The following is a 21,388-nucleotide window of genomic DNA, read 5'->3' as shown; positions in this document are numbered from 1 at the left end:
CACCGACGGTACGCACCCAACCTGAGCGCGGTCCTCAGGGTTCTCAGGTCGTGGGGCGGCGCATGGCGCCGGTCACAGGTCCTCGAGGGAGTCGGGCACGACGAGCGCGTCCGGGTCCTGGCGCACCGGGAGCTGCGCGAGCGCCGTACGCACGAGCGTGAGGCGGGCCGCGACCGCGACCTTCTGCCGCAGCCGGCCCACGCCGCTGTCGCCGAGCGTCTGCTCCACGGCCTCGGAGATCTGGGCGTCGGTGAAGGTCGGCCGGGTGCCGGCGGGCACCTCGACGTCGGGGAGGGCCAGGAGCACGGGCAGCACCTGGCTGCCGACCGCGTCCAGCAGGTGGTAGCGGTCGAGCTTGCTCATCGACTCCCAGGCCGCCTCACCCTTGGCGCGGCGGCCGACCTTGCCGGCGGCGACGATCTTGGCGGCTGCGGTGACGGCGACGGTCAGCTCGTGCTCGGTGAAGCGCATGGGTCAAGTGTGCCCCTGCTGGGGAGTCCGCGCCCAGCTGAGCTGAAGGCCGGTGAGCCCGGTCGGGGAACGAGATGCATGCCGATCGGGCCAATGCGCCTGCACCTGGTTCCCCACGTGTGACATCGACCCCGCGTGGCCTGGAGGCGCGGCGCGAGAAATTCGGCACACCCGCGTGACGATCTGCCACCTCGGCACGACCAACCAGGGAAACCACCGATCGAAGGAGGCCCTCATGGGTATCGCCGACAAGGCCAAGAACGCTGCTCAGGACATCGCCGGGAAGGTCAAGGAGACCACCGGCGAGGCCACGAACGACGACAAGCTCAAGGCCGAGGGCAAGAAGGACCAGTCCGCCGCCGACCTCAAGCAGGCCGGCGAGAACGTCAAGGACGCCTTCAAGAAGTAGAGCAGCACCCTGAACCCCGACCGGGGGCCGGCGACCCCGGCCCCCGGTCGGTCATCCTGATCCCCACCACCCACCTGAACCTGGAGGAACCCCGTTGCGGCTGCCCGACCTGACCCCGACCGAGCTGAGCGAGGCCCAGCGCGCGTTGCGCGAGCGGATCGTCGGCGGACCGCGCGGGAGCGGACGGCAGCACTTCCCGCTCGTGCACGAGGACGGGTCGCTGACCGGCCCGTTCGGGGTCATGCTCCACGAGCCGGCGCTGGGCGCGCCGCTGCAGGAGCTCGGCTCCGCGATCCGCTACGCGACCCGGCTCAGCGCCCGCACCCGTGAGATCGCGATCCTGGCCGTCGCCGCCGCGACCGGCAGCACGTTCGAGGCCTACGCCCACGAGCGGGTCGGCCGCGCGGTCGGCCTCACCGAGGACGAGCTCGCCGCGCTCGCGGACGGTTCGTTCACCTCGACGGACCCCCACGAGCGTGCTGCGCACGCGTTCTGCCAACGCCTGCTGGCCGACACCGGACCGGAGGCCCGGTGGGACGACGAGACCTACGCCTCGTACGCCGCCACGCTGGGCGCGACGACCATGACCGAGCTGGTCGTGCTCGTCGGCTACTACCGCACGCTCGCCCAGCTGCTCGACGTGTTCGACGTGGGCGTGCCGGAGGAGTAGCCCCGCGGGTCGTCAGCAGTGGGCGGTCATGACGTGCTTGATGCGCGTGTAGTCGTCGAACCCGTAGCCCGACAGGTCCTTGCCGTAGCCCGACGCACCGAACCCGCCGTGCGGCATCTCGGAGACGAACGGGATGTGGGTGTTGACCCACACGCAGCCGAAGTCGAGCTCGCGGGTGAGCCGGTCGGCGACCCCGACGTCGCGCGTCCACACGCTCGCCGCCAGGCCGTAGGGCACGCCGTTGGCCATCGCGACCGCGTCGGACTCGTCGTCGTAGGACTGCACGGTCAGCACCGGGCCGAAGACCTCCTCCTGCACGACGCGGTCGTCCTGGCGTACGCCGGTGACGACGGTCGGGGCGAAGAAGAAGCCCGCCTCGCCGTGGCGGGCGCCGCCCGTGCGGACCGTGGCGTGGTCGGGGAGCTCGGCGAGGAACGCCTCGACCTTGGCGAGGTGGGTGGCGTTGTTGAGCGGGCCGTAGTCGGCGTCGGGGTCCGACGGCGGGCCCGGGCGCGTGCCCTCGGCCGCCTTGACGAGGAGCTCGACCAGCTCGTCGTGGACGCTGCTGTGGGCGATCACCCGGGTGGCGGCCGTGCAGTCCTGGCCGGCGTTGAAGTAGGCCGCCGCGGCGATCATCTCCGCGGCCCGCGGCAGGTCGGCGTCGGGCATCACGACCGCGGGCGCCTTGCCGCCGAGCTCGAGGTGGACCCGCTTGAGGTTCCTCGCCGCGGACAGGGCGACCTCGGTGCCCGCCCGGACCGAGCCGGTGATCGCGACCAGCCCGGGTGTCGGGTGCTCGACGAGGTGGCGACCGGTCGTCGCGTCGCCGTTGACGACGTTGAGCACCCCCGGCGGCAGGATCGCGCCGGCGATCTCGGCGAGCAGCACGGTCGAGCGGGGCGTGGTGTCGCTGGGCTTCAGCACGACCGTGTTGCCTGCGGCCAGCGCGGGCGCGATCTTCCAGATCGCCATCGCGAAGGGGTAGTTCCACGGCGTCACCTGCCCGACCACGCCGATCGGCTCGCGACGGATCGCCGAGGTGTGGCCCTCGAGGTACTCCCCCGACGACTTCCCCTCCAGCAGCCGCGCGGCACCGGCGAAGAACCGCAGCTGGTCGACGCCCTGGTCGACCTCCTCGCTGGCGATGTAGCGCACCGGCTGGCCGGTGTCGCGCGCCTGCACCTCGCTGATCTCGTCGCGTCGCTCGGCGATCGCGGTGGCGAGGTCGAGCAGGTGGGCCTGGCGCGCCCCGGGGGTGAGCCGCTTCCACGACGCCGACGCGCGCTCCGCGGCGGCGTACGCCCGGTCGACCTCCTCGGGGGTCGAGACCGGTGAGCGTCCGTCGGGCTCGCCGGTGACCGGGTCGACGAGGTCGATGAAGTCGGTGGCCGCCGACTCCACGAGCTCGCCGTCGATGAAGTTGCGGATCGTGTCGGTCATCAGGGCTCCCGGTCAGGCGACGTAGATCTTGCGGATGGTCTCGTGGACGACCCAGGTGGTGCGCTCCCCGGCCCGCAGGCGTACGACGCTGCCCGGGCGGAGCGCGACCTCCTCGCCGTCGTCGTCGAAGGACACCGTCCCCGATCCGGACAGCACGACGAACACCTCGTCGACCTCGACGTCGGTCGCGGTGCCCGGGGTCATCTCCCAGACGCCGACCTCGACGCCCGAGACCGCGGCCAGCGCGCGCGACCCGGCCTCCGGGGCACCGTCGACGACGGTGCCGGGGTCGAGCGGGGTGGTCGGCACGGTGGTGGCGACGTCCAGCACACGGGTGGTCACGCGGGTCATGTCGGACATCGTCCCCAGCGGCGCGGCACAGTCGGGCCGACGATCTGTCGTCACTTGGCCCGCGCACCCAACAGTTCGTCTGCCACGAGCGCCACGTGCAGCGAGACGCGGACGTCGGGGTCGTCGAGGTCGGCGTCGAGGATCGCCTCGATCCGGGCGAGGCGGTCGTAGAACGCGGCCCGGGACAGGTGGAGGCTCGCTGCGGCCTCGGTCTTGCTGGCCGGGTGCAGGACGAGGGCGCGCAGGGCGGCGACGAGCTCGGTGCGCGAGCCGTCGGCCCGGTCATGCTCCTGCAGCGGCCCGAGCTCACGCTCGACGAAGAGCCGCACCCGGTCGTCCTCGCCGAGCAGCGCCAGCAGCCCGCGCAGGTGGAGGTCGGCGAGCCGGTGGACGTCGGGGTCCTGCCCGCACCGGGACTGCGGAACGGCGTCGGCGACCTGCCCGGCCTCGGCGACCGTGCGCGCGACGCCGGCGCGTTCCGGCACGGTGCGGCCGGCGGCGACCACCACGTCGTGGTGCGCCAGCACGCGGGCGGCCAGCCGGTCGACCAGGTCGTCGGCGTCCGCCCCGGGCGCGGTCGAGACCAGGACCCGCAGGTCACGCTCGACCTCGCACACCAGCGCCGGCACCCGGAGCGCGTGCGCGGAGCGCACCACCGTGGCGGCGACCTCGTCGAGGTCCACGAGCGGCACGGAGCCGACCCGCCCGCGCAGGACGACACCGGTGAGGCTGCGGCGGTGCACCGGGAATCCGGCCAGCTCGCAGCGACGCCGCACGTCGTCGGAGCCGGGGTCCTCGGCCAGGCCGGTGAGCAGCTCAAGGTGCGTACGGCGCATGAGGGTGCCGCGGTCGCGATCGTGCAGCCGGTGCAGCGCGAGCGCCGACGCGGCCCGCTCGGCCACGGCGACCAGCCGCTGCGACGGAGCCTCCGGCGACCCGATGACCAGCCGGCCCCAGGCCCGGTCGGTCGTGCCCAGTCGCGTGACGAGCCAGCCGTTGGCGGCGTCCCAGCCGGTGCGCCCGGCCACCTCCACCCGCCGCGACCGCGCGGGCCAGCCGTCGAGGAAGCCGTCGTCCTCGTCGGGCCCGGCGAAGTAGTCGAGCGGGCGGTGCTGGGCGTTCTCGACGACGACGGGCGCGTCGGCCAGGCGCTGCACGGCCCGGAGGATGTCCACGGGGCTCGCCAGGTCGTTGCTCAGCTCGGTGAAGGTCTCGTGCACGCGCTGCGCCTCGCGCAGCTCGGCCAGCTGCTGGTCGACCACGCGCTCGCCGATCTCCTGGGCCAGCGCCGCGAAGCGGGTCTCCCGCCCCAGCACGACCAGCGGCAGCCCGTGGCGCTCGCACGCGTCGACCAGGGCCTCCGGGAGCGCGCGCGACCACCGTCGGCCGAGCTCGACGACGACACCGGCGCTGCCGACGTCGGCGAGCTCGTCGACGAACGCCGTCAGTCCGGCCGCGTCGTCGTCGGCCGGCAGGCCGGTGCCCATGGTGAGCAGCAGGTCTCCGGGGCGCAGCAGCTGGCGCACGTCGAGGCGCTCGGTGGCGTGCACCCAGCGGATCGCCCGGTCGGTCCCGGCGCCGCCGGCGACGACCTCGGGGGCGGCGCGGTGGAAGGTCGGCAGCTCCAGCGCCTCGCGGAGCGTCACCCCCGGCGTCATGTCCACGGGCGCAGCCTACGCGTGCAGGGGGTGACGATGTGTCCGGCCAGCGCGACCGATGCCGACGATCCGACACCCGCCCCGACGGCGTACGACGCGCAGGATGGGCGGCATGACAGAGCAGATCGTGCACTGGGCCGACGGTTCGCCCCTGACCGGCTCCCCCACCGGCTGGGCCGACGTCACCAACCCCGCCACCGGGCAGGTCACCGGTCGCGTCGCGCTGGCGAGCGCGGCCGACGCCACCCACGTCATCGCGGCCGCGTCGCGCGCCGCCAAGGGGTGGGGCACGACCTCGCTGGCGCGGCGTACGCAGGTCATGTTCGCGTTCCGCGAGCTGCTCAACGCGCGCAAGGAGGAGCTTGCCGCGATCATCACCGCCGAGCACGGCAAGGTGCACTCGGACGCGATGGGCGAGATCGCCCGCGGCCTGGAGGTCGTGGAGTTCGCGTGCGGGATCTCCCACCTGCTCAAGGGCGGGCACAGCGAGGAGGCCTCGACCGGCGTCGACGTGCACTCCAAGCGCGTGCCGCTCGGCGTGGTGGGCATCATCAGCCCGTTCAACTTCCCGGCGATGGTGCCGATGTGGTTCTTCCCCGTCGCCATCGCCGCCGGCAACGCGGTGGTGCTCAAGCCCAGCGAGAAGGACCCGAGTGCCGCGAACTGGCTCGCCGCGCTCTGGCATGAGGCCGGCCTCCCCGACGGCGTCTTCAACGTCCTGCACGGCGACAAGACGGCCGTCGACGCGCTGCTCACCAGCCCCGAGGTGCAGGCCATCAGCTTCGTCGGGTCGACCCCGATCGCCGAGTACGTCTACGAGACCGCGAGCCGGCACGGCAAGCGCGTCCAGGCCCTCGGCGGCGCCAAGAACCACATGGTCGTCCTCCCCGACGCCGACCTCGACCTGGCCGCCGACTCGGCCGTCAACGCCGGGTACGGCAGCGCGGGCGAGCGCTGCATGGCGATCAGCGTGCTGGTCGCGGTCGACCCGATCGGCGACGAGCTCGTCGCCCGGATCGCCGACCGCACCCGCACCCTGCTGATCGGCGACGGCGGCCGCTCGGCGACGGGCGAGGGCAAGGAGGCCGACATGGGTCCGCTCGTGACCAGGGCGCACCGCGACCGGGTCAGCTCCTTCATCGACTCCGGCGAGGCTGCCGGGGCGAAGGTCGTCGTGGACGGGCGCGACGTGGCGGCCCGCGGGGCCGAGCAGGGCTTCTGGCTCGGCCCGACGCTCTTCGACGACGTCACGCCCGAGATGGACATCTACCGCGAGGAGATCTTCGGGCCGGTCCTCTCGGTGGTCCGCGTCGGCTCCTACGACGAGGCGGTCGCGCTGGTCAACGCCAACCAGTACGGCAACGGCACCGCAGTGTTCACCAACGACGGCGGCGCGGCCCGGCGCTTCGAGGCCGACGTCGAGGTCGGGATGATCGGCGTCAACGTTCCCGTCCCGGTGCCGGTCGCCTACTACTCCTTCGGCGGCTGGAAGCGCTCGCTCTTCGGCGACACCCACGCCCACGGCACCGAGGGCGTCCACTTCTTCACCCGCGGCAAGGTCGTCACCACCCGGTGGATCGACCCGGCCAACCGCCCCGAGGGCGGCCTCGAGCTGGGGTTCCCGCGCAATGACTGAGACCACGATCGCCAGCGACCTGAGCACGACGTACGACGCCGGGCGGGCCTACGAGCTCGACCGCGCGCACGTCTTCCACTCCTGGTCGGCCCAGGCCGAGATCTCCCCGATGGTCGTCACCCGCGCCGAGGGCAGCCACGTCTGGGACGGCGACGGCAACCGCTACCTCGACTTCTCCTCCCAGCTGGTCTTCACCAACCTCGGCCACCAGCACCCGCGCATCGTCGCCGCGATCAGGGAGCAGGCCGAGCACCTCTGCACGATCGCGCCGGCGATGGCCAACGGCACCCGCTCCGAGGCCGCCCGGCTCATCGCGAGCCACACCCCCGGCGACCTCGACCACGTCTTCTTCACCAACGGTGGGGCCGACGCCAACGAGCACGCCGTACGCATGGCGCGGCTGCACACGGGCCGCCACAAGGTGCTGAGCACCTACCGCAGCTACCACGGCGGCACCCACCTCGCGGTGAACATGACCGGTGACCCGCGGCGCTGGGCCAGCGACCACGGGTCGGCCGGCACCGTGCACTTCTTCGGGCCATTCCTCTACCGCAGCCCGTTCCACGCGACGACCGAGGAGGAGGAGTGCCAGCGGGCGCTCGAGCACCTCGAGCAGGTGGTCGCGCTGGAGGGACCCGGGACGATCGCGGCGATCGTGCTCGAGGCGATCCCCGGTACCGCAGGGATCATGGTCCCGCCGCCCGGCTACCTCACCGGCGTGCGGGAGATCTGCGACCGCCACGGCATCGTGCTGGTCGCCGACGAGGTGATGTCGGGCTTCGGCCGCGCCGGTCGCTGGTTCGCCGTCGAGCACGGCGGCGTCACCCCCGACCTCCTCACCTTCGCCAAGGGCGTGAACTCCGGCTACGTCCCCCTCGGCGGCGTCGCGATCAGCGACGAGATCTACTCGACCTTCGCCCACCGCGCCTACCCCGGCGGGCTCACCTACTCCGGCCACCCCCTCGCGTGCGCCGCAGCGGTGGCCACGATCCGCGCGATGGAGGACGACGACGTCGTCGGTCGTGCGGCGCGACTCGGTGACGAGGTGCTCGGGCCCGGCCTGCAGGCGCTCGCCGACAAGCACGAGTGGATCGGCGAGGTGCGCGGCACCGGCGCGTTCTGGGCCGTCGAGCTGGTCAGCGACCGGTCCACCCGCGAGCCGCTCGCGCCCTACGGCGGCTCCAGCCCCGCGATGGGCGCGATCGTGAAGGGCTGCCAGGAGCGCGGGATGCTGCCGTTCAGCAACTACAACCGCATCCACGTCGTCCCGCCGCTGACCACCACCGACGACGAGGCGCGCGAGGGCCTGGCGATCCTGGACGCGGCGCTGACGGCTGCGGCGGGGTGAGCGGCCACCCCACGGCGTACGAGCGGCACGCCCCGGACCCGCGGCTCGTGGCGGAGTCGCTGGCCGGCAGCGAGCAGGCGGTCTTCTGGCTCGATGACGTCGGTGCGGCGCCGGCGTACGACCCCCTCACCGCCGCGACCCGCGCCGACCTCACCGTCGTCGGCGGCGGCTACCTCGGGCTCTGGGCGGCCGTGCACGCCAAGCGACGCGACCCCGGTCGACGGGTCGTGCTGCTGGAGGCGCAGACCGTCGGGTGGGCGGCGTCGGGGCGCAACGGCGGCTTCTGCGAGGCGTCGCTGACCCACGGCGAGGAGAACGGCCGGTCGCGCTGGCCCGAGGAGTACGACGTCCTCGAGCGGCTGGGGGCCGACAACCTCGACGCCTTCGAGGCCGACGTGCGCGACCTCGGCCTGGCGTGCGAGTGGGAGCGCACGGGCACGCTGTCGGTGGCCGTCGAGGACCACCAGCTCGCGTGGCTGGCGGGCTCGCCGCACGTCCTCGACGCGGCCGGCGTACGGGGCGAGATCGACAGCCCGCTGTTCCTCGGTGGTGCGCTCGAGCCCGACACCACGGCCCTGGTCCACCCCGCTCGGCTGGCGCTCGGCCTGGCCCGGGCGGCGGCCGACCTCGGCGTCGAGGTCCACGAGCACTCCGCGGTGACCGGCCTGCGGCGCGAGGACGGCGTCGTCGAGGTCGCCACGGACCGGGCGGTCGTGACGTCGGACCACGTCGTGCTCGCCACCGGCGTCTTCCCGGCCCTGCTGCGCCGCAACCGGTTGATGACCGTGCCCGTCTACGACTACGTGCTCGTGACCGAGCCGCTCAGCGCCGAGCAGCGCGCCTCGATCGGCTGGGCCGGCCGGCAGGGCCTCGGCGACCTCGCGAACCAGTTCCACTACGCACGCCTGACCGCCGACGACCGCGTGCTCTGGGGCGGGTACGACGCCGTCTACCCCGCCGGCGGCGGGCTGCACGTGCGCCACGAGGACCGCCCGGAGAGCCACGCGCGGCTCGCGTCCCACTTCCTCGCGACCTTCCCGCAGCTCGAGGGGGTCCGGTTCACCCACCGCTGGGCCGGCGCCATCGACACGTCGACCCGGTTCGCGGCGTTCTACGGCACCACCCACGGCGGCCGCGTCGCCCACGCCGCTGGCTTCACCGGCCTCGGGGTGGGCGCCACCCGCTGGGCGGCCGAGGTGCTGCTCGACCTGCTCTCCGGTCAGCCGACGGAGCGCACCGAGCTGCGGATGGTGCGCGAGCGGCCCCTCCCCTTCCCACCCGAACCCCTCGCCTCGGCCGGCATCAACCTCACCCGCTGGTCGCTCGACCGCGCCGACCACCGCGAGGGCCGGCGCAACGGGTTCCTGCGCGCCCTCGACCGCGCGGGGCTGGGCTTCGACTCCTGAGCTCGGCGGGCCCGGGTCTCACCTGGGGAACCAGATGCAGGCCGATCGGCCCGTTCAGCATGCATCTCGTTCCCCATGCGCGCGCTCAGCGCGCGAGCTCGCGGAGGGCGGGTACGACGTCGGAGCCGAGGGCGGCGAGGAAGGACTCCTGGTCGTGCCCGGGGCCGTGGAGGACGAGGTGGTCGAAGCCCGCGTCGACATAGGGCCGGACCGCGTCCACGACCTCGGACGGCGTCGTGGCGACGATCCAGCGCGAGGCGACCTGCTCGATCGGCAGCCGGTCGGCGGCGGCGGCCATCTCGACGGGGTCGTGGAGCCGGTGCTTCTCCTCCGCGCTGAGCGACAGCGGCGCCCAGAAGCGGGTGTTCTCGAGGGCCTCGTCGCGGGTGGCGGCGTAGGACAGCTTGATCTCGATCATCCGGGAGAAGTCGCGCGGCGACCGGTCGGAGGCGGCGCGACCCTCCTCGACCGCGGGCAGCAGCTTGTCGGTGTAGAGGTCCATGCCCTTGCCGCTGGTGCAGATGAAGCCGTCGCCCACGCGACCGGCGTACTTCGCCATCTGCGGCCCGCCGGCGGCGACCCAGATCGGGACACCACCGTCGGGACGGTCGTAGATCGTGGCGTCGACGGTGCGGTAGTAGTCGCCCTCGAAGCTCACCCGCTCGTCGGCCCACAGCTCGCGCATCAGGCGTACGGCCTCGCGCAGCCGCGCCCAGCGCTCCTTGAAGTCGGGCCACTCCGGCAGGCCGACCGAGATCTCGTTGAGCGCCTCGCCCGTGCCGACGCCGAGCACCAGGCGGCCGGGGTTGAGCAGGGCGAGCGTGGCGAGCTGCTGGGCCAGCACGGCCGGGTTGTAGCGGAAGGTCGGCGTCAGCACGCTGGTGCCGAGCACGACGCGCTCGGTGCGCTCGCCGAGGGCCGCCAGCGCGGTGAGGGCGTGCGGCGCGTGGCCGCCCTCGTGGCGCCAGGGCTGGAGGTGGTCGCTGACCCAGACGCTGTCGAGGCCGACCCCCTCGGCACGGACGCCGAGCTCGACGAGCTCACGCGGCCCGAACTGCTCGGCGGAGGCCTTGTAACCGACGGCGAGAGAGGGGGTCACCGCGCCATGGTGGCACGGCGACCCCCAGAGCCCTCGGGACTCAGGCGGCCACGTGCCGCTCGACCAGACCGACCCGCATGTCGGCGAGGATCCGCGTCAGGACCCGCGACACCTGGGCCTGCGTCAGCCCGACGGACTCCGCGATCTCCTGCTGCGTCTGCTCCTGGAAGAAGCGCAGCTGCAGGATCCGACGGTCGCGCGCCGTGAGGCCGCGCATCAGCGGGTCGAGCATGACCTTGGCCTCGGTCTGTGCCAGGGCCCGGTCCTCCCCGCCCAGCAGGTCGCCGATCGACGACGAGCCGTCGGCCACCGGTGCGTCCAGCGAGGTGGGCGTGAAGCACCCGTCGGCGGCGAGCGCCTCCACCACGTCGGAGGTGTCCTCGCCGAGGTGGGCGGCGAGCTCGCTGGGGCGGGGTGAGCGGCCGAGCCGCGGCTCGAGCTCCTCCTGCGCGCCGGCGATGCGGGTCTGCAGGTCCTGCACCCGACGAGGCGGGCGGACCATCCAGCCCGAGTCACGGAAGTGCCGGCGCAGCTCACCGCGGATGGTGGGCACGGCGAACGACAGGAAGTCGTGGCCCGCGGCAGGGTCGAAGCGCTGTGCGGCCTTGGTGAGGCCGAGCAGCGCGACCTGCTCGAGGTCGTCGAGGTCGATGCCGCGGTTGCGGTAGCGGGAGGCCATGCTGCGGGCCACGGCCGCATTGGTCTCGATGAGCTGACGGGTCAGCTCGTGGGCGTCGGCCTGGCGGCGGACGTCGCGGAGGTCGCTGACGATGGCGTCGGTGCGACGGGCACGTGCCCGACCCTCGAGGGGCTGGGCGGGACGGAGCCGGACGGGGTTGAGTCCAGCAGGCAGTGCAGGGGCGATCGACATGGAATCCACGGCTCGCTTCCTGGGTGTTGATGGCGCCTGCCGTGGTCTCCAGCAAGACGATCAACCACCACAGTCGCATGGTCTGGACCAGTACGACAGCCGCAATGCGAACGCACCCGTCAGGGCGAGCCGTGCGACAAGGTCTGTCCAGGGTTCTCGCCGAAGACCTGGCGGTACTCGGTCGCGAAGCGACCGGGGTTGAAGAAGCCGAAGCGGGCGGCCGCGTCGCCCACGGTGGGCACTGAGCCGTCGCGCAGGACCTGGTGCACGAGGTCGAGGCGGACCTGGCGGAGGTAGGCGTGCGGGGTGCAGTCGAGGTGGCGCCGGAAGGCGTACTGCAGGGCACGAGGCGTGACGTGGCACTCCCGGGCGATGTCGGACATCGTCAGGTCGTCACCGGCCCGCTCGGCGATGATGCGCTGCGCGAGGCGTACGACGGCCTGGGTGGCGTCGCGGGCGTCGCGGACGGCCCCGCGGTCGTCCCCCACCACGTTGTTGGCGAAGGTCTGCAGGAGGCTGTGCGCCAGGAGGCGGGACGCGTCGCCCTGCCCGACCGGGCGGTCGCTGCCCTCCGGCGAGACGCCGAGCCGGTCGACCACCGCGCGCCACTGCGCGGCCGCGGCCGGCGAACGGGGCGTGAAGCTGCTGAACCGGAGGTCGTCGCTCGTCTTGTCGGGGTCGATGTCGGCGATCGCGGCGCTCAGCACCTCGAGCGAGACGCTGGTGTTGCGGACGTCGTAGCCGTTGCCACCCCCGGAGAACGCCATCCCCCACCCGGCCGCGAGGAGCGTGTCGCCTGCGCGACCGCGGTCGGTGACGGAGCCGCGGGAGTACTCGATCTCGCCGCTCAGCACGTCGACGACCACGAGCAGCGGCATCGGCTCGGCGTCGAAGCTGACGGACTCGTCGATGCGCAGCCGGTCGAACGACACGCCCCCGCGCTCGCGCCGCCGGTGGTGCACCGCGCCCATCCGACCGTCCAGCCCCAGCGCGGTCCCGTACGCCGTCTCCAGCCAGTCGCGGGCCGCGTCGCCGTCGCCGTCGAAGTCGAAGGCGTCAGGGGACTCGCGTCGGGCAACCCGGTCGGGCATCTGAGCACCTCCTGAGGAGCGTGCGGACGACCCGACGGCTTGAGTCGCATCGACTCTAACCCAGATGCGGACGTTCCGCCCGTTCGGAGGTGACGGGTCCAGCCTGTAGGGTGGGACTCGCTCCAGTTCAACTCCGCCCTGTGTCCGCGGACCTACGTCATGCAAGAGGTGACGATGTCTGCCACACCCCTTTCCCCGGGCGATCCCGCCCCTCAGGGCGATGCGCTGCGCGACGAGGTCGCCCAGCTGCACGAGGCCGTGCGGTCGCAACGCGACATCGGCATGGCCATCGGTCTGCTGTCGGCCCGTTTCGACTGCAGCACCGACCAGGCCTGGCGCACGATGCTGCGCGTCTCGCAGGACAGCAACACCAAGGTCCGCATCGTCGCGCGCGTCCTCGTGGCGACCCACGACGGCACTGCGGACGCGGACGACCACGAGGCGCTGGCGAGGTTCGTCGGACACCTCCCTGCGTCCGGCTGGCCGGGAGGACCGACGGCTCAGGGATAATCCGGCGCATGAACATCGATGACGCCGCCCTCGCCGAGAGCCTGCGCCGGCTGTCCCAGCCGCGGGACGACGACGGCAGCATCACCTCGGCCCTCCACGTCGTGGTCACCGCCTGCGTCGACCTGTTCGGCGTGGACGGCGCGGGCGTGCTGATCGCCGACGAGCAGGACATCCTGGTCTACGCCGCCGCCAGCGACGGCCCGGGCCGGCTGCTCGAGCAGACCGAGGCGGAGGCCGGCGAGGGCCCGTGCACCGAGGCGTTCGTCCAGGCGCGCGTGGTGACGAGCCGCGACGTGACCGCCGAGGCCGACCGCTGGCCGACCCTGGCCCGGGCGATGGCCGAGCAACCCGTGCGCGCCGTGCTGGGCACCCCGGTGCTCCTCGGGGGCGTGCCCGTCGGCACCCTCGACGTCTACAAGAGCGAACCCCACGACTGGGACGAGAGCGAGCAGGCCGCGATCGGGCGCTACGCCGAGATCATCTCCACCACCCTCGGCGCCGCCCTCCAGGCGCACACGGCCGGCGAGCTCGCCCGACAGCTGCAGTACGCCCTCGACTACCGCGTGCTCATCGAGCGGGCCGTCGGCTTCCTGATGGCCAGGCACGGGCTGGACGCCGTCGGCGCCTTCAACGCGCTGCGCACGGCCGCACGCAGTCGACGCACCAAGATCGGGGTCATCTCCGAGCACGTCCTCGACACCGGCTCCCTGCCGGCCTGACGCGCTGTCAGTCGTCCACCCGCTCGTGCGGGATGGTCCGCGTCTCCACGATCTGCGTCGCCACGTCGCGCAGCTTGACGTTGGTGGTGGAGGAGAGCCGGCGTAGCAGTTCAAAGCTCTGGTGCTGGTCGATGCCGTAGCGCTCCATCGCGATGCCCTGCGCCATGCCGATGACGTGCCGGGAGCTGATCGCGGTCTGCAGCGTGCTGACGTGGCGGGCCGACGACAGCGCCGTCGTGGCGTGGACGGCGTACACGAGGGCGAGGTCGACGACGTCGCGGTCGTCGAACGCGCCCGTGCGGGTGCTGTAGAGGTTGAGGGCCCCGAGGGGCTCGTCGCGGTCGGTCACCGCGACGGCGAGGAGCGACCCCACGCCCAGCTCGGAGGCGCGCGGTCCCCAGGCGGGGTAGCGCGTGTCGGCGCCGACGTCGCCGCTGCGCAGCCAGCCGCCGGTGTCGGCGATCTCGAGGCAGGGCCCCTCGCCCAGGGCGTACTGCAGTGCGTCGGCCTCCCGGGCGAGCGGGTCGCTGCTGGCCAGCGTGCGATGGCCGCGGGACGTGCGGATCGTGAGGCTGACCTGGTCGGCCTCGGGGACCAGGTCGCGCATCCGGGTGACGATCGCGCGCGAGGTGACGGCCTCGTCAGGCTCCTGCTGCAGCTCCGCTGCGAGTGCCGCGAACACGGCCAAGGAGTCATGGGATGACAATGAGGATCCTTGAAGGACGTACGCCTGAGACCCGTCTTCTGGAGCCTGGACGGAATTTATCGTCCCCGCTGGCCGTGACTCAACGCGACACCTCCCAGAGGAGGTAGTTCGTCGCCTCCTGGCGGCGCACGTGCATGACCCCCGGTCGCACGGGTACCGCTGCGCGTGACCACTTCCGACCTGACGACGGACGCGCACACCGCGCTGCCGGTGCCGCGTCCCCGCACCGGGCGCCTCGTCATCGCCTCGGTTCCCGCCAACCACGTGTACGTCCGTCACCTCGCGCCCGAGGACGGCTCGGGGCCGGTGCGCCTGCCCGACCCGACGCCGCCGGGTGCGGCGACGACGCAGCAGTGGTGGCCGCCGGTCATGCTCGACGCCACCTGGGTCGAGACCCACGACTTCGACGTCTTCCACCTGCACTTCGGCTTCGACGCCCGCAGCCCCGCCGACCTCGAGGAGCTCGTCGCGGCGCTGCGCCGACGCGGCAAGCCGCTCGTCTTCACCGTCCACGACCTGCGCAACCCGCACCACCTCGACCGCGAGGCCCACGACCGGCACCTCGACGTGCTGGTCCCGGCCGCCGACGCCATCATCACGCTGACGCCGGGCGCCGAAGCCGAGATCCGCGAGCGCTGGGGACGCGAGGCCGTGGTCGTGCCGCACCCCCACGTCGTACCCCTCGACGTGATGCGCCGCGTCGCCGCAATGCGCGACGTCCGCAGGCGGGGACCGCGCGAGCGCGAGTTCCGCATCGGCATGCACGTCAAGAGCCTGCGTGCCGGCATGAACCCGCACGCGCTCCTCCCCGTGCTCGTCGACGCGGTCCGCGACCTGCCGGGCGCCGTGCTGCAGGTCAACGGGCACCGCGACGTGCTGCTCCCCGAGGGGGCGAGGTACGACGCCGCGCTCGCCGAGGCCCTGCAGGCGCACGCCGCCGAGGGCGAGCTCGACCTGCACGTCCACGACTTCCTCGACGACGACGGCCTGTGGGCCTACCTGGCCTCCCTCGACGTGTCGGTGCTTCCCTACCGCTTCGGCACCCACAGCGGCTGGCTGGAGGCCTGTCGCGACCTCGGCACCGCCGTCGTCGCTCCCTCGTGCGGCTACTTCGCCGACCAGGCGCCCGTGCTGACCTACGAGCACGACGAGGACCACCTCGACGCCGACAGCCTGGTGGCCGCACTGCGCGAGGCGCACGCCGGCCACGTCGCTGCGCCGCCGAGCGTGGACGACCGGCGCCGCCAGCGCGCGCAGGTCGCCGACGCACACGCGGCGGTCTACGAGTCGGTGGTCCGACGGTGAGGATCTGCCTCATCGCCTCGAGCCGCTTCCCGATCCGAGAGCCCTTCGCCGGCGGCCTGGAGTCGATGACCTGGACGACCGCCCGCGGCCTCGCCGAGCGCGGCCACGACGTCACGCTCTTCGCCGGACCGGGGTCGGACACCTCGCTGCCGGTGCGGCTGCTCCCGCTGTCGACCGTCGAGGTCAGCTCCGCCGCGATGGCCGACAAGTTCGCCCCCGGGCCCGGCTGGCTGGCCGAGCACCACGCCTACCTCTCCCTGATGCTCTCCCTCGCCCGCACCGGCGCCGAGGAGTACGACGTCGTGCACAACAACAGCCTCCACCACCTGCCCATCGCCATGGCGCCTGCCGTCGACGTACCGATGATCACGACGCTCCACACCCCGCCGCTGCCGATGATCGAGTCGGCGGTCGCGCTGTGCTCGCGCCGGCCGCGCTTCGTCGCGGTGAGCGAGTGGACGTCGACCTCGTGGCGCCACGCGGTGGACAGCGACGTCGTGCTCAACGGGCTCGACCTGCGCGACTGGCCCGCCGGCCCGGGCGGCGGACCGGCCGTGTGGTCGGGCCGCATCGTGCCGGAGAAGGCACCCCACCTCGCCGTCGAGGCCTGCCGGCTCGCCGGGGTGCCGCTGGTGCTGGCCGGTCCCGTGCAGGACCAGGCCTACTTCGACCGGGCAGTCGCCCCGCTGCTCGGCGTCGACGCCATGTACGCCGGTCACCTCGCGCAACGCGAGCTGTCCCAGCTGCTGCGCCAGGCGTCGGTGGCGGTGGTGACGCCCATGTGGGACGAGCCCTACGGACTCGTCGCCGCCGAGGCGATGGCCAGCGGCACCCCCGTCGCGACCTTCGCCCGCGGTGGTCTCAGCCAGGTCGTCTCGCCGCAGGGCGGCGTGCTCGCCGCACCCGGCGACGCGGCAGCCCTGGCCGAGGCCGTCGTGGCCGCGGCCCGGCTCGAGCGGCGCGGCGTCCGTGCCTATGCGGAGTCCACGTGCAGCGCGGACGCGATGGTCGAGGGCTACCTCGACCTCTACGCCGAGATGACCCGCCAGGACAACGCGGCGTGACCCGCGACGAGACGGCGACCATCGGCTACTACGTCCACCACGTCGGCAGCGGCCACCGCCACCGCGCCGGGGTGCTCGCCGCCCGGCTGCGGCGCGAGGGCATCGCGGTCACCGGCCTGTCGTCGCTGCCGCGACCCGACGGGTGGGTCGGCGACTGGGTCCGGCTGCCCCCCGACGACGACGGCGATCCCCGGGACGTCACCGCCGACGGACACCTCCACTGGGCCCCCCTGCTCCACGACGGCACCCGGTCCCGCGCCGCGACGCTCAGCGCCTGGCTGGAGTCCGCGCGACCGGACCTGGTCGTCGTCGACGTCTCGGTCGAGGTGCTCCTGCTCACCCGCCTCCACGGCGTGCCCGCGATCGGCGTGGTCCTGCCCGGGCGCCGCGACGACCGCGCCCACCTCCTCGGGTTCGGGGTCGCCGAGGCGCTCGTCGGGTTCTGGCCGCGCACCGCGGGCGACATGACGCCCGGGCTGCCGGACGACCTCCGTGACCGGCTGGTGCCGGTCGGCGCCCTGTCGCGTCACCCGGTGCGGCCCGCGCTGCGCACCCGCTCGCACGGTCGCGAGCGCACCGTCGCCCTCATGCTCGGCTCGGGCGGCCACGACGTCAGCGCAGACGACGTACGCCTCGCGCGGGGGGCCACCCCCGAGTGGCGGTGGCACGTCCTGGGCGCCGACCGCGGCACGTGGGTCGACGACCCGTCCGCCGTGCTGGCCGGGGCCGACGTCGTCGTCACCCACGCCGGGCAGAACGCGCTCGCCGAGACCGCAGCCGCGCGGCGCCCCGCCGTCGAGCTGCCGCAGGCCAGGCCCCACGACGAGCAGCGCGCGACCGGCGAGGTGCTGGCCCACGGCTGGCCGGCCGTGGTGCGCACCGCCTGGCCCGAGGCCGGCGAGTGGAGCGACGTGCTCGACCGGGCCGCTGCCCTCGACCCGCGCCCCTGGACCCAGTGGTGCGACGGCTGGGCGGCCGACCGCTTCGCCGACGTCGTGCTCGCCACCCGCGACCGCGTGAGCGCGAGGCCCGCGCCGTGACCCGGGTCGCCGTCGTCACGATCGCGCACGGCCGTCACGAGCACCTGGCCGCCCAGCACCGCTCGCTCGCCCGCGCCGCGATCCGCCCCGAGACCTACCTCGCGGTCGCCATGGACGACCCGGACATCGTCGCGGAGGAGGTGGACGGGCTCGCGCGCGACGTCGTCGCCGTCGGCCGCGGCCCCCGGGGCGGCCTGCCGCTCGCCGCCGCGCGCAACCTCGGCGTCGAGACGGCGCTCGACACGGGTGCCGACGTGGTCGTGCTCCTCGACGTCGACTGCCTGGCCGGGGCCGGGCTCGTGGCGTCGTACGCCAACGTCGTCACCACGCGACCGCACCGCATCTGGTCGGGCCCGGTGACCTACCTCCCGCCCCGCCCGCCCGACGGCTACCCCGCCGACCCCGCCGCCCTCGCCGGCTGGGACGACCCGCACCCCGCGCGACCGGCCCCGGCGCCCGGCGAGCTGCTGGAGTCCGACGACCCCGACCTCTTCTGGTCGCTCTCCTTCGCCGTGGGCTCGCGCACGTGGGACCGGCTCGGCGGCTTCTGCGAGGACTACGTCGGCTACGGCGGCGAGGACACCGACCTGGGTCGTACGGCGATCGCCCGCGGCATCGGCCTCGGCTGGGTCGGCGGCGCCCGCGCCTACCACCAGCACCACCCGGTGAGCAGCCCCCCGGTCGAGCACCTCGACGACATCCTCCGCAACGGCCGGACCTTCCACGAGCGCTGGGGCGAGTGGCCGATGACCGGGTGGCTGGAGGAGTTCGAGCGCCGGGGACTGGTGCGGCGAGAGGATGGGCACTGGATCCGCGAGACACCCCCGATCAGCGTGAAGGAGACGACACCATGAGCACGACGACCCGCACCGTGTCCGCCACCCCCGAACAGGTCTGGGAGGTCCTGTCCGACGGGTGGCTCTACCCCCTCTTCGTCGTCGGCGCCTCGCGGATGCGCGAGGTCGACGACTCCTGGCCCGCCGTCGGGAGCAGGCTGCACCACAGCGTCGGCAGCTGGCCGGTGCTGATCGACGACACCACCGAGGTGCTCGAGGTCGACGAGGGACGGCGGCTGCTCCTCAAGGCCCGCGGCTGGCCGGCCGGAGAGGCGCACGTCGAGATCTCGCTGCGCCCCGACGGCGACGCGACCCTGGTCACCATGGTCGAGGACGCCACCGCCGGCCCCGGCGTGCTGGTGCCCAAGCCCCTGCGCGACGCCCAGCTGCACTGGCGCAACGTCGAGGCCCTGCAGCGACTGGCCTTCGTGGTGGAGGGCCGGACGCGGTGAGCGCCGCGTCCACGGGCGCGTACGACGCCGTCGTGGTGGGGGCCGGACCCAACGGGCTGGTCGCCGCCAACGTGCTCGCCGACGCCGGCTGGCGGGTGCTGGTGCTCGAGGCACAGGCCACGCCGGGCGGCGCGGTCCGCAGCGACCGCGAGGTGCACCCCGACTTCGTGCACGACACCTTCAGCGCGTTCTACCCGCTGGCCGTGGCCTCGCGCGCGATGACCGACCTCCGGCTGGAGGACCACGGACTCACCTGGGAGCACGCACCGGCGGTGCTCGGCCACCCCTTCGGCGACGGCCAGTGGGCCGTCCTGCACCGCGACCGCCACGACACCGCGGCCGGCCTCGACGCGCTCCGGGCCGGCGACGGGGACGCCTGGCTGGAGCTGTGCCGCGCCTGGGACCGCATCGGCCCGGCACTGGTCGACGGGCTCACCTCGCCGTTCCCGCCCGTGCGCGCGGGAGCCCGGCTGGTGCCCGCGATGGCCCGCGCCGGCGGCCTCGACACCGTGCGACGGCTGGCGACACCGGTCGCCTCCCTGGGCCGCGAGCTCTTCGCCGGGCCCGCCGCGCAGCTGCTGCTCAGCGGCAACGCCGGCCACGCCGACTTCCCGCTCTCCTCCCCCGGCTCCGGCGTCTTCGGCGTCCTGATGACGATGCTCGGCCAGACCGTCGGGTTCCCCGTCCCCCGCGGTGGCGCCCAGCAGCTCACCCAGGCGCTCGTCACCCGCGCCACGAGCCTCGGCGTGGAGCTGGTGACCGACGCCGAGGTGACCGCCGTCGACGTCCGCGACGGCCGCGTGGTCGGCGTACGCACCCGTGACGGGCGGTCGTACGCCACCCGCGCCGTACTCGCCGACGTGTCGGCCACCCACCTCTTCGGCCGCCTGGTCGCCGAGGAGCACCTGCCCGAGCGACTGGTGCGCGGCATGCGCGACTTCGAGCTGGACCCCGGCACCGTCAAGGTCGACTGGGCGCTCTCCGGGCCCGTGCCGTGGACCAACCGGCCCGAGCAGGCACCCGGCACCGTCCACGTCGCCGACTCCGTGGAGGAGATGACCCAGACGCTGGCCCAGGTCTCGTCGGGGGTCGTGCCGGACCGACCGTTCCTGCTGACCGGCCAGATGACGACCAGCGACCCGACCCGGTCGCCCGCCGGCACCGAGTCGTTCTGGGCCTACACGCACGTGCCCCAGCCGGGGAAGACCCGCCGCGACGCCGCGGACGAGGTCACGGGCGCGTGGGGCCACGACGACACGCAGCGCTTCGCCGACCGGATGCAGGCGCGCATCGAGGCTCGCGCGCCGGGCTTCGGCGAGCTCGTCCTCGAGCGCCGGGTGCTCGGCCCGCACGAGCTCGAGGCGCGCAACGCCAACCTCGTCGGCGGCGCCGTCAACGGCGGCACCTCCCAGCTGCACCAGGAGCTGGTCTTCCGCCCCGTCCCGGCGATGCGCGGCCGGGCCACGACCGGGCTTCCCGGTCTCTACCTCGCCTCTGCCTCCGCCCACCCCGGCGGCGGCGTCCACGGCGCGGCCGGCGCCAACGCCGCCCGCGCCGCCCTCTGGAACCGAAGGATCCGCCGATGACCGACCAGCTGACCTTCGGGTCCCTCACGATCGCCTTCGACGACCGCGTGCTGCGCCCGCGCGAGTGGACGGCCGCGCAGTCCGACTGGGCGGCCGACCTGCTCGCCACCGCGCCGGACGGCACGGTGCTCGAGCTCTGCGCGGGCGCCGGCCACATCGGCCTCCTCGCCGTCGCGTCGTCGGAGCGCCACCTGCTCTGCGTCGACGCCAACCCCGTCGCCTGCGACTACGCCCGCGCCAACGCGCTGGCCGCCGGGATGGCCGACCGGGTCGAGGTGCGCGAGGGCCGGCTGCAGGACGCGCTCGAGCCCGGCGAGCTGTTCCCGGTGATCATCGCCGACCCGCCGTGGGTGCCGCGCGAGGAGACCGGTCGCTTCCCCGAGGACCCGCTCACCGCGATCGACGGCGGCGACGACGGCCTCGACGTCGCCCGCGCCTGCCTCGCCGTCGTCGACGAGCACCTCGCCCCCGGCGGCTCGGCCGTGCTGCAGGTCGGCACCCGCGCCCAGACCGACGCCCTGCGCGGCGAGCCCTGCTTCACCGAGGGCCGGCTCGCGATGGTCGAGGTGCGCCAGCAGGTGCGCGGGGTGCTCGCCCGGATCGACCGCGCCTGACGCTGCCGTCGAGCGGTGCGTGACGCAGGTTCTGGAGCTGGGAAAGCTGCCTCACTCACCGCCGCACCAGCGGTCCGTTGGCGAGCGGTGCGTGACGCAGGTTCTC

Annotated in this window: 22 protein-coding genes; 14 read left to right on the top strand and 8 right to left on the bottom strand. The window is 73.9% G+C overall.

The window, feature by feature from the left end; translation table 11 throughout:
- Nucleotides 1–72: 72 nt before the first annotated feature.
- On the bottom strand, nucleotides 73–471 hold the full coding sequence (locus tag ACNKF0_RS02160) for a hypothetical protein (RefSeq protein WP_299929227.1): 399 nt from the start codon (nucleotides 469–471) through the stop codon (nucleotides 73–75).
- 235 nt (nucleotides 472–706) lie between these two features.
- Here ACNKF0_RS02160 and ACNKF0_RS02155 point away from each other — a divergent pair, with 235 nt between their 5' ends.
- Nucleotides 707–880 (top strand): CsbD family protein, encoded by a 174-nt coding sequence (locus ACNKF0_RS02155; RefSeq protein ID WP_299929224.1) that lies wholly within the window; start codon nucleotides 707–709, stop codon nucleotides 878–880.
- A 94-nt stretch (nucleotides 881–974) separates the two neighbouring features.
- A complete protein-coding gene (locus ACNKF0_RS02150; protein ID WP_416955368.1) occupies nucleotides 975–1,550 on the top strand; it encodes a carboxymuconolactone decarboxylase family protein in 576 nt (191 codons plus the stop codon).
- A 12-nt stretch (nucleotides 1,551–1,562) separates the two neighbouring features.
- Here the strand turns inward: ACNKF0_RS02150 and ACNKF0_RS02145 are convergent, their stop codons facing one another.
- From ACNKF0_RS02145 to ACNKF0_RS02135, 3 genes are read right to left on the bottom strand one after another with little or no spacing between them, the layout of a single operon-like run.
- A complete protein-coding gene (locus ACNKF0_RS02145; RefSeq protein WP_416955366.1) occupies nucleotides 1,563–2,990 on the bottom strand; it encodes a gamma-aminobutyraldehyde dehydrogenase in 1,428 nt (475 codons plus the stop codon).
- A 12-nt stretch (nucleotides 2,991–3,002) separates the two neighbouring features.
- Entirely contained in the window at nucleotides 3,003–3,341 is a 339-nt protein-coding gene (locus ACNKF0_RS02140; RefSeq protein ID WP_416955364.1) for a cupin domain-containing protein, read from the bottom strand.
- A 50-nt stretch (nucleotides 3,342–3,391) separates the two neighbouring features.
- A complete protein-coding gene (locus tag ACNKF0_RS02135; protein ID WP_416958393.1) occupies nucleotides 3,392–4,999 on the bottom strand; it encodes a PucR family transcriptional regulator in 1,608 nt (535 codons plus the stop codon).
- 112 nt (nucleotides 5,000–5,111) lie between these two features.
- Between ACNKF0_RS02135 and ACNKF0_RS02130 the strand changes: the two genes are divergently transcribed.
- From ACNKF0_RS02130 to ACNKF0_RS02120, 3 genes are read left to right on the top strand one after another with little or no spacing between them, the layout of a single operon-like run.
- Complete coding sequence (locus ACNKF0_RS02130; RefSeq protein WP_416955362.1) at nucleotides 5,112–6,635, top strand: CoA-acylating methylmalonate-semialdehyde dehydrogenase; 1,524 nt, start codon at nucleotides 5,112–5,114, stop codon at nucleotides 6,633–6,635.
- Nucleotides 6,628–7,983 (top strand): aspartate aminotransferase family protein, encoded by a 1,356-nt coding sequence (locus ACNKF0_RS02125; RefSeq protein WP_416955360.1) that lies wholly within the window; start codon nucleotides 6,628–6,630, stop codon nucleotides 7,981–7,983. Before ACNKF0_RS02130 ends, ACNKF0_RS02125 begins: the two co-directional genes overlap by 8 nt.
- Nucleotides 7,980–9,389, top strand: coding sequence for an NAD(P)/FAD-dependent oxidoreductase (locus ACNKF0_RS02120; protein ID WP_416955358.1), 1,410 nt, complete (start codon nucleotides 7,980–7,982; stop codon nucleotides 9,387–9,389). Before ACNKF0_RS02125 ends, ACNKF0_RS02120 begins: the two co-directional genes overlap by 4 nt.
- A gap of 85 nt (nucleotides 9,390–9,474) precedes the next feature.
- On the opposite strand, the gene fgd is transcribed toward ACNKF0_RS02120, so the two are convergent.
- The 3 genes from fgd to ACNKF0_RS02105 all read right to left on the bottom strand — a co-directional run bounded on the left by fgd (nucleotide 9,475) and on the right by ACNKF0_RS02105 (nucleotide 12,450).
- Nucleotides 9,475–10,488, bottom strand: a complete 1,014-nt coding sequence (fgd, locus tag ACNKF0_RS02115; RefSeq protein WP_299929202.1) for a glucose-6-phosphate dehydrogenase (coenzyme-F420) — start codon at nucleotides 10,486–10,488, stop codon at nucleotides 9,475–9,477.
- Between the two features lie 40 nt (nucleotides 10,489–10,528).
- On the bottom strand, nucleotides 10,529–11,359 hold the full coding sequence (locus ACNKF0_RS02110) for a sigma-70 family RNA polymerase sigma factor (RefSeq protein WP_416958391.1): 831 nt from the start codon (nucleotides 11,357–11,359) through the stop codon (nucleotides 10,529–10,531).
- A gap of 119 nt (nucleotides 11,360–11,478) precedes the next feature.
- A complete protein-coding gene (locus tag ACNKF0_RS02105; RefSeq protein ID WP_416955355.1) occupies nucleotides 11,479–12,450 on the bottom strand; it encodes a helix-turn-helix transcriptional regulator in 972 nt (323 codons plus the stop codon).
- A 174-nt stretch (nucleotides 12,451–12,624) separates the two neighbouring features.
- Between ACNKF0_RS02105 and ACNKF0_RS02100 the strand changes: the two genes are divergently transcribed.
- Together ACNKF0_RS02100 and ACNKF0_RS02095 are read left to right on the top strand one after the other, a co-directional pair.
- Nucleotides 12,625–12,960, top strand: coding sequence for an ANTAR domain-containing protein (locus ACNKF0_RS02100; protein WP_416955353.1), 336 nt, complete (start codon nucleotides 12,625–12,627; stop codon nucleotides 12,958–12,960).
- 8 nt (nucleotides 12,961–12,968) lie between these two features.
- Nucleotides 12,969–13,679 (top strand): GAF and ANTAR domain-containing protein, encoded by a 711-nt coding sequence (locus tag ACNKF0_RS02095; protein WP_416955351.1) that lies wholly within the window; start codon nucleotides 12,969–12,971, stop codon nucleotides 13,677–13,679.
- Nucleotides 13,680–13,686: 7 nt separating this feature from the next.
- Here the strand turns inward: ACNKF0_RS02095 and ACNKF0_RS02090 are convergent, their stop codons facing one another.
- Nucleotides 13,687–14,361, bottom strand: a complete 675-nt coding sequence (locus ACNKF0_RS02090; RefSeq protein WP_299929533.1) for a GAF and ANTAR domain-containing protein — start codon at nucleotides 14,359–14,361, stop codon at nucleotides 13,687–13,689.
- Between the two features lie 189 nt (nucleotides 14,362–14,550).
- Between ACNKF0_RS02090 and ACNKF0_RS02085 the strand changes: the two genes are divergently transcribed.
- From ACNKF0_RS02085 to ACNKF0_RS02055, 7 genes are read left to right on the top strand one after another with little or no spacing between them, the layout of a single operon-like run.
- Nucleotides 14,551–15,690, top strand: coding sequence for a glycosyltransferase (locus ACNKF0_RS02085; RefSeq protein WP_416955349.1), 1,140 nt, complete (start codon nucleotides 14,551–14,553; stop codon nucleotides 15,688–15,690).
- Entirely contained in the window at nucleotides 15,687–16,754 is a 1,068-nt protein-coding gene (locus ACNKF0_RS02080; protein ID WP_416955347.1) for a glycosyltransferase, read from the top strand. The genes ACNKF0_RS02085 and ACNKF0_RS02080 overlap by 4 nt, the downstream gene beginning before the upstream one ends.
- A complete protein-coding gene (locus ACNKF0_RS02075; protein ID WP_416955345.1) occupies nucleotides 16,751–17,794 on the top strand; it encodes a hypothetical protein in 1,044 nt (347 codons plus the stop codon). The genes ACNKF0_RS02080 and ACNKF0_RS02075 overlap by 4 nt, the downstream gene beginning before the upstream one ends.
- Entirely contained in the window at nucleotides 17,791–18,648 is an 858-nt protein-coding gene (locus tag ACNKF0_RS02070) for a glycosyltransferase family 2 protein (RefSeq protein WP_416955343.1), read from the top strand. Before ACNKF0_RS02075 ends, ACNKF0_RS02070 begins: the two co-directional genes overlap by 4 nt.
- Nucleotides 18,645–19,082: an SRPBCC family protein gene (locus ACNKF0_RS02065; protein WP_299929179.1), complete on the top strand. Its 438-nt coding sequence runs from the start codon at nucleotides 18,645–18,647 to the stop codon at nucleotides 19,080–19,082. Before ACNKF0_RS02070 ends, ACNKF0_RS02065 begins: the two co-directional genes overlap by 4 nt.
- A complete protein-coding gene (locus ACNKF0_RS02060) occupies nucleotides 19,079–20,668 on the top strand; it encodes a phytoene desaturase family protein (RefSeq protein ID WP_416955341.1) in 1,590 nt (529 codons plus the stop codon). The genes ACNKF0_RS02065 and ACNKF0_RS02060 overlap by 4 nt, the downstream gene beginning before the upstream one ends.
- A complete protein-coding gene (locus ACNKF0_RS02055) occupies nucleotides 20,665–21,282 on the top strand; it encodes a methyltransferase (RefSeq protein WP_299929173.1) in 618 nt (205 codons plus the stop codon). The genes ACNKF0_RS02060 and ACNKF0_RS02055 overlap by 4 nt, the downstream gene beginning before the upstream one ends.
- Nucleotides 21,283–21,388 lie beyond the last annotated feature (106 nt).

It is taken from the genome of Nocardioides sp. T5 (assembly GCF_048161455.1).
Classification (GTDB): Bacteria; Actinomycetota; Actinomycetes; order Propionibacteriales; family Nocardioidaceae; genus Nocardioides.
The sequence above is the reverse complement of the archived record's forward strand: the minus strand, read 5'-3'. Positions and strand labels throughout refer to the sequence as shown.